The 10,401-nt window shown below is 63.1% G+C and carries 8 protein-coding genes and 1 tRNA gene; 5 read left to right on the top strand and 4 right to left on the bottom strand.

Annotation, left to right across the window (positions count from 1 at the left end):
- The coding region (locus tag VEK15_14225) for an MFS transporter (protein ID HXV61849.1) at positions 1-943 on the bottom strand (943 nt) is incomplete at its 3' end.
- Positions 944-1,080: 137 nt separating this feature from the next.
- Between VEK15_14225 and VEK15_14220 the strand changes: the two genes are divergently transcribed.
- The 3 genes from VEK15_14220 (at position 1,081) to VEK15_14210 (ending at position 4,675) form a co-directional block, all read left to right on the top strand.
- Positions 1,081-2,040 (top strand): PhzF family phenazine biosynthesis protein, encoded by a 960-nt coding sequence (locus VEK15_14220; GenBank protein ID HXV61848.1) that lies wholly within the window; start codon positions 1,081-1,083, stop codon positions 2,038-2,040.
- A gap of 194 nt (positions 2,041-2,234) precedes the next feature.
- Positions 2,235-4,100: a diguanylate cyclase gene (locus tag VEK15_14215; protein ID HXV61847.1), complete on the top strand. Its 1,866-nt coding sequence runs from the start codon at positions 2,235-2,237 to the stop codon at positions 4,098-4,100.
- A gap of 344 nt (positions 4,101-4,444) precedes the next feature.
- A complete protein-coding gene (locus tag VEK15_14210; protein ID HXV61846.1) occupies positions 4,445-4,675 on the top strand; it encodes a hypothetical protein in 231 nt (76 codons plus the stop codon).
- A gap of 293 nt (positions 4,676-4,968) precedes the next feature.
- On the opposite strand, the gene VEK15_14205 is transcribed toward VEK15_14210, so the two are convergent.
- Complete coding sequence (locus VEK15_14205; GenBank protein HXV61845.1) at positions 4,969-5,919, bottom strand: hypothetical protein; 951 nt, start codon at positions 5,917-5,919, stop codon at positions 4,969-4,971.
- Between the two features lie 107 nt (positions 5,920-6,026).
- Between VEK15_14205 and VEK15_14200 the strand changes: the two genes are divergently transcribed.
- Positions 6,027-8,738: a protein kinase gene (locus VEK15_14200; GenBank protein ID HXV61844.1), complete on the top strand. Its 2,712-nt coding sequence runs from the start codon at positions 6,027-6,029 to the stop codon at positions 8,736-8,738.
- Positions 8,739-8,843: 105 nt separating this feature from the next.
- A complete protein-coding gene (locus VEK15_14195; protein ID HXV61843.1) occupies positions 8,844-9,719 on the top strand; it encodes a dienelactone hydrolase family protein in 876 nt (291 codons plus the stop codon).
- Positions 9,720-9,771: 52 nt separating this feature from the next.
- Here VEK15_14195 and VEK15_14190 read toward each other — a convergent pair.
- Positions 9,772-9,846: transfer RNA gene (locus VEK15_14190), tRNA-Thr, on the bottom strand.
- A gap of 69 nt (positions 9,847-9,915) precedes the next feature.
- Positions 9,916-10,401: hypothetical protein (locus VEK15_14185; GenBank protein HXV61842.1), on the bottom strand; the 486-nt coding region annotated here is incomplete at its 5' end.

Here is a 10,401-nt window from a genome sequence, read left to right as displayed (position 1 = left end):
CACCCCAGCTTACGGGAAGCACCAGAAGGGCGAAGCCGATACCCAAGGCGCGGTGAACGAAGCTCACGAGCCCGATTTGGACCACGAAGCCAATTGCCGACAGGTAGGCGGTAATGCTTCCCAGAAAGCCCGTGACCGCGTCTTCCGTCTGAACGAGCTCTTCCGCGGCGGAGTTGAGCTGCTGGTCCAGAGTGAGCCCACCCAGAGCACCGAATCCGATCAGAAGCGCGATGAGTCGTAAATGCTTCGAATCTCGGAGCATTTGAATGGCTTCCTTGCCGCTGACCGTTTCCGGCGCCACCGTGGACGACGAGCCCGCGCGCTCGGCCGGCACTTCCCCGCGCTCGATTCGAACGACGATGAAGAAGCAGAAGAACAGGATCGCCGCACTGAAGAGCAGCAAGTTATCGGTTCCTACGCGTTCGGCAAAGAAGGCCGTCAGTACGGCACCGGTCAAGCCTCCGAGGCTCGCCCCGCCGCCGATGAACCCAAAAATCCGCTTCGCCTGGCGCGGATCGTAGATGTCGTTGGCCAGCGTCCAGAACTGGCTGATGAGAAAGATCCCGAGGAGCATGCGACCCCAGAAGTAGAGGGCCGCCGAGACCCAGGCTTGGCCCGTCTTCAGGAGAAACCAGAACCCGACGAGCACGGCGACGACGAGGAGCTGCGTCCCCGGCAGGACCCAACGCCTCGGTATCTTCCCCACGAGGCGGCCGTAGTACTGAAGAATGACACCCAGCGTGAGACCTGCGACGAGGTACACCCAAGGAAGGTTGTCGGCGCCGAGATCGGAAATGAACTTCGACGTGGCCGCCGGCCTGATATTGTTGTAGGCCGTCATCGCCAGGAAGGAGTAGGCGAACATCAGGACCCCGGTAAGGGTCTCGCCTTCGCGGAAGGTGACGACGGGCGAGAGGAATCTCCGGACTGCGGAATCGCTCATGGCTCGAGGCCTGCCCGTGCGCGCGCATCGTACGCGAAGCACCCCAACGAATCAACGCGCATTTCCGAACAATCCGATTGGTTCACCACGTCCAACCTCTTTCCCTCGTGATAGATTTCTACCAAGGAGTCGAGCCCTTGAGCCTGCCGTCTCTTTTCTCGCTAGCTCTCTTCGCGAACGTTTATTCCTACTTCCACCTCGACGTCTTCACCAACGAAACGCTGAGCGGAAACCAGCTCGCGGTCTTTCTCGAGCCCGGAGGGCTCACCGCCGAGCAGATGATGGCCATCACGAGAGAGATGGCCTTCTCCGAGACGACCTTCGTCTTCCCTTCCGAGGTCGATGGCACGTCGTTTCGGGTGCGCATCTTCGCCAATAACCTCGGCCGGGAGATCGAGGTGGCCGGTCATCCCACCATCGGAACGGCGTTCGCGCTCGCCCACGCCGGGCTCATCGCTCCGGGAACGGAGCGGACCGTCTTTCAGCTCGGGATCGGACCAACGCCGCTCGAGCTTACCTGGAAGGGAGACGAGCTCGAGTTCGCCTGGATGCGGCAGCGTCCGCCCGAGTTCGGCGGCAAAATCGAGGACCTCGCGGCAGTCGCGGACGCGCTCGGAGTCGAGGCGGAGGCGATCGAGACGACGGGGCTTCCCGTGCAGCAGGTGTCCTGCGGCGCTCCGTTCATCATCGTGCCCATGAAAGACCGCGGTGACATCGACCGTGCTCAGATGGATCGTGCCGCGATGGGAGAGCTCATCGATCGCTCGGGCCTGGTCCGCCGCGGCGTCATGATCTATACCAGCGATCCCGGCGAAGACGGCGCCACGGTCTATAGTCGAATGTTCGGATTCGGTGTCGTCGAGGACCCCGCGACCGGCAATGCGAGCGGACCTCTGGGCTCGTACCTCGTGCGCTACGGGGTCGTAAGCGCTGACGGTGCTCAGCACATCGTGAGCCGGCAAGGCGTCAAGATGGGCCGCCCGAGCCGGGTCCACGTCCGTGTCGTCACCGTAGGTGACACGATCACGGAAGTCGCCGTCGGCGGAAGCTCCGTGCTCGTCGGAGAAGGAACCGTACGGGTCCAGGAATCGCGCTGATTTCCTGGTAGCGGTCGGCAAGTCGAGCCGCCGATCCCCACACGGGATCCCGCTCTCGACCATACGTTTTGCCCGAGGCGCGATCTTGTCCTATCCTTGAATCAACAAGACCAACAAACCACCAATTCGATTTTGAGTTTTTCCTGATCTGGAAACCTTTGGCTCCGGAGTCTCGAACCTTCCGAATCCGTACGTTGGCTGTCGCCTGCACGCTCTTCGTATCGACCGTTTCCGACGCCGTCAGCCAAACCGCGAAACCCGCACCGGGGTCGATGGACGAGATCGGATCGCTATTCCAGCAGAGCGAGCGATATCGCCTGTCCGAACCGAAGCGGGCCATCGCACATGCCGAAGGCGGTCTCGCCCTGGCCCAGGAGATGGACGATACCGAGTGGATTGCGAAGCTCTCGATGCAGCTCGGCCATTTATGGAGTGCCCAGGGAAAACGCAACGCATCGTCGCGCCACTACCTCATGGCGCTTCGATGCTACGAAGCGCTCGACGACTTCCATAACACGACCAGCGCGCTGAACGCGGTGGGGGTCGATTACTACTTCATGGGCTACCATCACCTGGCTCTCGAGTACCTTTTACGGGCAGTCAAAAACCGCGAGCAGCAGGCAGACAAATATCTGCTGGCCCAGGCGCTCAATAATCTCGGGCTGGTGTATCTCGGCATCCAGGACTATCAGGAGGCCGCGGATCTCTTCTCTCGCTCGCTCGAGCTCAAACGCGAAGTCGGCGATGAGCTGGGAGTCAGCCGCACCCTCTCTAATCTGGGCTATGCGCACCACCACCTGGGAAACTATGAGCTGGCGCTCACCCATCAAGACGAAGCGATCGAGCTTCGTCTGTCTGTCGGTGACGAGGATGGAACCGCCTACGCACTCAGCATCGTGGGCCACGTTTACAAAGCACTCGAGCGCAACGATGAGGCGGCGGACGCCTACCAGCGATCCCTTGCGCTCTATCGCCGGGCATCCGATGAGCGTGGGGTGGTCGAGGTGCTGAACAACCTGGGGGAGATACTGCAGAGGACGGGGGATCTTACGGGCGCGGAGCGCAGCTACCAAGAAGCGATTCGGCTGAGCGAAGACATCGGCGACCGTCGTTATTCGGGCGAGGCCCACGCGCGGCTCGCGAGCGTGCTCGAGGAGCGCGGTGAGTTCGAGGAGGCGCTCGAGATGTTCAAACAGAGCCGGATCATCGAGAACGAGATCTTCAACGATCAGAGCTTTGGGCAGATCGCCGAGATGCGACTCCGCTATGGCGAGGAACGACGAGACCGCGAGCTGGATCTGCTGCGGCGCGACAACGCCATCCAGGAAATGGAGCTTTCCCAGCAGCGCCTGCAGCGAAATGCGCTGATGGCGGGGCTGATGCTGGTGACGTTGATCTCGGGGTTGTTCCTGGTGCTATACAGCCAGAATCGGTCCACCGGTCGCGCTCTCGCCGTGAAGAACACCGTGATCGAGCAGGCGAACCGGGAGCTTCAATCCGCCTATGAGCAACTGATGGCGGCGCATCAACGTGCAGAGCTCCTCGCGAGACAAGACACATTGACCGGCCTTGCAAACCGCCGGGGCTTTACCGAGGCCCTGGAGCGCGAGCAGGCACGCGCGGCCCGATCGGGCAAGAGGTTCTCCGTGCTGTTGGGGGACCTGGACTCGTTCAAGTCCATCAACGATAGCTATGGGCACGACGTTGGAGACCAAGTGCTGACACAAGTCGCCGCGCGGCTCGACGGGCGAATTCGTGAGCAGGACTTCTGCGCACGCTGGGGCGGCGAAGAGTTCATCATTCTACTAGCCGAGACCGATATCGAAGGCGCCCGGGTGCTGGCCGAGCAGCTCCGCATGCACATCGCGGCAAAGCCCGTCGAGTACGAGAGCGCCGAGATTCCGTTAACCATGACGTTCGGTGTCGCCAACTACAACGGTACCGATTTGGAAGAGCTCGTGAGCCGTGCCGACGCGGCGCTCCTTCACGGCAAGAGTCATGGCAAGAACTGCGTCGTCGTTCGCCCGGCAGAAAATTCGATGTCTCACTCGAGGGGTTGAGCCGACGACTTTTCGAAGGGGACGCGTTTCGGCGCGGAAGCAATTCCCGGCGCGGTTTCGTGCGTTGAGACTCGAGACCATCAGCGAGAGGTTGAAGATGAAGGCTCCGGAGGAAGGTCGCCACGCGCTCGGTACACCTCTCCCATGCCGCCGAGAAAGTGGGTAGGGTCGAAACTGGTGACGACCATCATTCGTCACCCTTGCGGAGGAGATGAGAGGTCGGGTCCAACAATAACAACCTCGAGCTTCAGGACTTCGCCCCCTAGCTCACCTTCGACTCCTATCGGCACCGGCTTCCCGTTTTTTTGCCGGCACGGTGTATTGCTGCTAGTCTGTGACACAGGATGACTACGGAGACTCGGCAGCTGGAGCGCACCATCGATGCATTGGTCAACGACTATCGCGACCGGTGTCTCTGGTTTCTGCGACCGGACTTCTACCCCAAGACCCTAGACCAGAAGCTGCGAGTCTTGAAGTACATCCGGCGGTATGGCGACAAGACCGCGTGCCGCAGAGCGGCCGACGCAAAGCGATGGCTCTTACAGAGTTCCAGCGAAACGTCTGCCGCGAGCTAGCGCGCAACCGAATCGACGCTCTGCATCGCTGAGGCAGGTCCTCCGCGTCCCAACGCGCGATGTCCTCGTTGCTATACATCGTCAACTCGACGACCGCAGCCGGCCTCAGGATTAGCGAGCCGTCCCGCTCTTCGAGCGTCACGACCCCACCTTCTTTGATACCGAGCCGATGCCGAAGCTCGGCGGGAAGCGTGATTTGCCCTCGAGGCGATACGATCACTGTGCTCTTGGAATCCGTCATTTCTGATATACAGTCTATCCGTAATTCAGTAAGAACTCGGACGCGCGTTCGGTTACCGCGTCACGGGAAGCCAACGGGGATTGCTGTTGCCCGCCCCATCCGTGGTCAAGCGCGTCACATCCGACCCATCGGGGCGAACGATATAAATCTCCGGTCCCCCGTCACGCTCGGAGCGGAAGACGATCCACTCACCGTCGGGCGACCAGGCCGGTGCCAGATCCGGCGCATCGTGCGTCGTCACCCGCGTCGGGCTCGAGCCATCGGCGGCGATCACGTAGATCTCGGCGTTGCCATCTCGATCGCTGCTGAAGGTGATTTGCGCCCCATCCGGGGACCAGGAGGGGTAACGGTCGTCCGCCGGATCGTCAGTCAAGCGGATGACGTTCGACCCGTCTGCGTTCATCACGTAGATGTCCATGGCTTCGCTTCCCGGCTCGTCGCGGTTGGAGTAGAAAGCGATCCGGTCGTCCACGGGTGAGAAGAAGGGGTGACTGTCCTCGTGCTCGTTCTCGGTCAGACGCGTCGCGTTCGTTCCGTCGGAGTCCATGACGTAGATCTCGACGTTGCCGTCGCGGTCCGAATCGAACGCGATGCGCGAGCCGTCGGCCGAGAACGACGGGTCGATGTCGGTCGAAGCGTGAGAGGTCAGGTTCGTCTGTCCCGAGCCATCCCGGTTCATCACCCAAACGTCTGGGTGTCCATCCCGGTCGGAGCGAAACGCGATTCGTGAGCCGTCCGACGATGCCGTGGGATGCCGATCATTGAATCCCCGCGCTCCGTTCCCCGTCAGGTTGCGGGCGTCGGAGCCGTCCTGGTTCATCACCCAGACGTCCACCGCTCCCTCGCGCTCGGACTGGAAGAGGATGCGCTGTGCGGTCTCCTGCCCTTCATCGGGCGCTTCAGCCAACGGTGTTTCCTCGGGAGCCGAACAACCCGGAAGAGCGAGAAGTGCGAGCCAGAATCCGACTCCGGTGACAGCGGCCAGGACCTTCATGTTCCGCATGGCGAGACCTCCAATTCCCGCCGCGAGCATACACCGGCTATATGGCGAAGGCGGACGGGGACGATGAGTTGCCCACAATCCGATACGCGTCGTAACATCGCGTCGACGTGTCGTTCGCCGCGGGCCACAAGCTGGCGCACTACGAGCTCATCGGGCTCATCGGGCAAGGCGGAATGGGCGAGGTCTATCGAGCGCGCGACGGCAAGCTCGGTCGCGACGTAGCCATCAAAGTCCTGCCCTCGGAATTCTCCGATAATCCCGACCGCCTCGCCCGTTTCGAGCGCGAGGCGAAGGTGCTCGCGTCGCTCAACCACCCTAACATCGCCTCGATCTACGGTTTCCAGGAAGCCGACAACCGGCGCTTTCTGGTGCTGGAGCTCGTGGAGGGGGAGGACCTCTCGCAGCGGCTCGAGCTCGGACCCGTCCCAATTAACGAAGCCATCCAGATTGCCGGACAGATCGCCGAGGCTCTCGAGGAGGCCCACGAGAAGGGCATCGTTCATCGCGACCTCAAGCCGGGCAATGTGAAGCTCACGCCCGACGGCAGGATCAAGGTACTCGACTTCGGCCTTGCCAAGGCGTGGACCGTCGATCCCGGCTCGGGTGTGGCGGCGGACCTGTCGCAGTCGCCGACCATCACCCGTATGGGGACGCAGGCGGGCGTCATCCTGGGTACGGCGCGGTACATGTCCCCGGAGCAGGCCCGGGGCAAGTCCGTCGACAAACGTACTGACGTCTGGGCGTTCGGTGTGGTTCTGTTCGAAATGCTCACGGGCCGGGAGCTGTTCACGGGAGAGACGGTCACCGACGCGCTCGCGGCCGTCCTTACAACTGAGATCGACCTTGGCGCGCTACCCGTCGCGACGCAGCCCCCCATCCGGCGTCTCTTGCGTCGCTGCCTCGAGCGCAATCCGAAGAATCGTCTGCACGACATCGCTGACGCTCGCATCGTGATCGACGAGGTGCTCTCAGGCAGGAGCGAGGAGTCCGCCCCGGGCGCCCTCGCGCGACGCTCCGGCGTTCGCTTTACTCTCCCTCTCGCGGCGGCGGCGCTCGCGGCCGTCCTGGGAGCGCTCCTCGTGCTTGCCACGCGTCCGGACCGGCTGCCGCCCGAGCCGGTGCGCACTCGGCGGCTGACCTTATCGGGTCATGATCAGCAGCCCTCGGTCTCTCCCGACGGCCGTTTCGTAGCCTTCGCCTCGACCCGGGACGGCGTCTCCCAGATCTGGCTCAAGCAGATAGAAGTAGGCGGCGAGCAGAGACTGACCGAAGGAGCGGACTTCCGTCCCCGCTTTGCCCCCGATGGCAACAGCGTAGGCTTCCTGCACGAGGACGAGCCAGGCCGCTACGACCTCTATCGGACGGCTCTGCTCGGCGGTCAGCCGGGCAGGCTCGTGTCGAACGTCAACGACTTCGACTGGTCACCGGACGGACGTTCGGTCGCGTTCACCCGTCAGCTCAACGACGTCGGTCGCGAGGAAGTCTGGATCCTGGGGGTAGTGGAGGTCGACGACGCCGCGCGGGAACGGACCCTGCTCGAGCTGAAAGGGTGGATCCTGCTCGGCCCGCGCTGGCGTCCGGACGGCGGCCGGATCGCCGTCACCCGGGGAGGATTGAGCAACTCCTCCGGTGGATGGAGGCTACTGCTCGTCGACCCGACGACCGGAGCGAGCGAGGACCTCGCGGCTAGCGACGGATTCGGCATGATCTCGAACAGCGCCTGGGACCATCGCGGCATCGGGCTCCTCTTCGCGGCGTCACCGAACAACATCGGCGACCTGACCGGAGCCCCCGCCGCGGTTCGTCTCCTCGTGCCAGGAGCCGCTCCGAGAACCCTTTTCTGGAGCTCGGGGCTCTTTCCACAAGGCGGCCTCCCCCCTCAACCCACGGTGTTCTCAATCCTGGGGTCGAATCGACTCATCTTCGATGCCTTCGAGCAGAGCCAAGAGCTCCGCGAGGTCGATCTCGTCAATGGAGCCACCCGTCAGCTCACCCGCACACTCGCCACTGATCGGCAGCCCGCCTACTCTCCGGATGGACGCTTCGTCGTCTTCTCGTCCAACCGCACCGGCAACCTCGATATCTGGCTCCTCGATCGGGAATCGCGAGTGCTGCGCCAGCTCACCGACGACGCGTCTCAGGATTGGGACCCGGGGTTCACCGCGGACGGCCGACGAGTGCTGTTCAGCTCCTCGCGCGGCGGCAATCTCGAGATCTGGAGCATCGACCTCGACGGGAGCAACGCCCGTCAACTGAGCGACGACGGCGTCAACGCGGAGAATCCGACGATGACCGCTGAGGGACATTGGGTGGTCTACTCCTCGGGCAACCCGGACCATCCGGGTCTATACCGTGTCCGTTCCGACGGTTCGGAGGTATCACGGATCACCACGGGAAGCCACACCACGCCCGAGGTCTCACCCGACGGGCGCTGGGCGTTGTTCGTTTCAACGACGGGATTCTCGGCCAGGGTTCAGTTCGTGGAGATCGAGACCGGCCGCCTGGCTTCGGCGGCCATCGACCTGGGCTCTACGATGAGGACGACGAGCATCTCACTCGGCCGCGGGCGCTGGACGCGGAAGGGAGCCGCGCTGGCCTATGCCGGGATCGACGATCGGGGGCGCACCGGCATCTTCGAGCAGGACTTCGATCCCGACCACGACACCTCCGCGACCCGGCGACCGCTAGCGGGCTTCTTCGACGATATGCAGACCGAGTCCTTCGGAGTCGCCCCCGACGGCTCGACGGTCACGCTCGCCGTGATCCGTGAGACCCGTAGCCTCATGCTCGCCGAGGGTCTCCCCGACGTTCCCCCGTGACCGACCCGACCTGCTAGAATTCACGTCGTGAGCAACCGGGGTCGAGCAGCAAGCTCTACGAACCGACAATTGCCCCGCGGGGCGACCAACACACAGGAGACAACCATGTGCAACGACCTGACCGCGAAAGACGTTGAGGAATATCTTCGTCGTAACAGCGTCACCCGGCGCGATTTCACGAAGATCGGCTCGAGCGCAGTCATTGCGATGATGTTGCCGCCGGTGGCTAACGCGCTCGACGTCGTCGAGGACGATGTCCTGGTCCCGACGCCAGACGGGGAGTCCGATTGCTATTTCGTACGCCCGGCGAGCGGCGCGCATGCTGGCGTCATCGTCTGGCCCGACATCGTCAGCATCCGTCCCGCATTTCGCGCGATGGGGAAACGCCTCGCCGAATCCGGTTACTCCGTGCTGGTCGTCAACCCCTACTACCGGACTCACAAAGGACAGATCGTTCCCGACGGGAAGGGTTTCCGCGACCCTGGCATTCGCGAGATGTTGATGCCGCATGCGGAATCGCTGTCGCCGGATACCTGCGTCACCGACGGCCGCGCCTACGTCCAATGGCTCGACAAGCAGAAATCGGTCGATACGAATCGCAAGATTGGCACCACGGGCTACTGCATGACCGGCTCCTACGTGATGCGGCTCGCGGCGGCCATTCCCGAACGCATCGGCGCGGGTGGCTCGTTCCACGGCGGCGGGCTCGCAACCGACGAAGAGGACAGCCCGCATTTGCTCGCGCCGAAGATGAAGGCCGCCTTCCTCATCGCCATCGCCGCGAACGATGACGAGCGGCGGCCGGAGGAGAAGACGCGCTTGCGGGAAGCGTTCGAGGCGGCGGGCGTCGAGGCCGAGATCGAGGTCTACGAAGGCACCCTGCACGGATGGTGTCCCCCGGATTCCGCGGTATACAACGAGGCACAGGCCGAGCGCGCCTGGGGGAGGCTGCTCGCGCTGTTCGAGCGCAGGTTGTCTTGAAGATTCAGGAGCGTAGCCCGACCCCTGACTTTGCCCAAGTCCTTTGTATTCATGGAGCCGGCGAGAGGATTTGAACCTCCGACCTGCTGATTACGAATCAGCTGCTCTACCACTGAGCTACACCGGCCCGCGTCAGGTGGGGCGTTTCCGCGGAAACGTTTTAGGCTAGACCACACCCCGAGAGGTGTCAAGGTGCTCAGAACAGGCGGACGGTGGCGCCGACGGTGACCTCGGTGCCGGTGGGAGTTTCGGCGCTTCCGGGGAAATTCAGGCCCTCGGAGGCGGTGTGGTAGCGAGCGTCGAAGCGGAACCCGAGCCAGGTGAGGCTGGGAAGCCAGAACTTGACACCACCGCCGAAGCTCACGTCCGTGGCCTTGACCTTATCGATATCGCCGAGCGGGCTCGACGGCGTCGTGTCGAGCCTGCCGAAGCCGGCGGTGGCGTAGGGGACGACGCCCGCCCGAGTCGGCACTTGAAAGACGATGCTTCCATTCCAGAAGAGCTGGTCCGCCTCGAATTGCCCGCCGAGGTCGACGTTGCCGACTTCGATGTCGTCGACGGCAAAGGAGTAGGCGTTCGTTCCCGTCGAGAGGTTGAACTCGGCGGCGATGTTCCTGGTGAAGGCCCACGAAGCCCGAAGGCCGAAGAGCTTGCCGAAGTCGATGTTTCCCGCCGTTCCGCT

This window comes from Vicinamibacteria bacterium (assembly GCA_035620555.1).
Lineage (GTDB): Bacteria > Acidobacteriota > Vicinamibacteria > Marinacidobacterales > SMYC01 > DASPGQ01.
This window is presented reverse-complemented; position numbering and strand designations above follow the sequence as displayed.

Excerpts from the sequence above, each read along its gene's own strand:
- VEK15_14205 (HXV61845.1), bottom strand. The coding sequence starts at position 5,919 with ATGCGGAACATGAAGGTCCTGGCCGCTGTCACCGGAGTCGGATTCTGG.
- VEK15_14195 (HXV61843.1), top strand. The coding sequence starts at position 8,844 with ATGTGCAACGACCTGACCGCGAAAGACGTTGAGGAATATCTTCGTCGT.
- VEK15_14210 (HXV61846.1), top strand. The coding sequence starts at position 4,445 with ATGACTACGGAGACTCGGCAGCTGGAGCGCACCATCGATGCATTGGTC.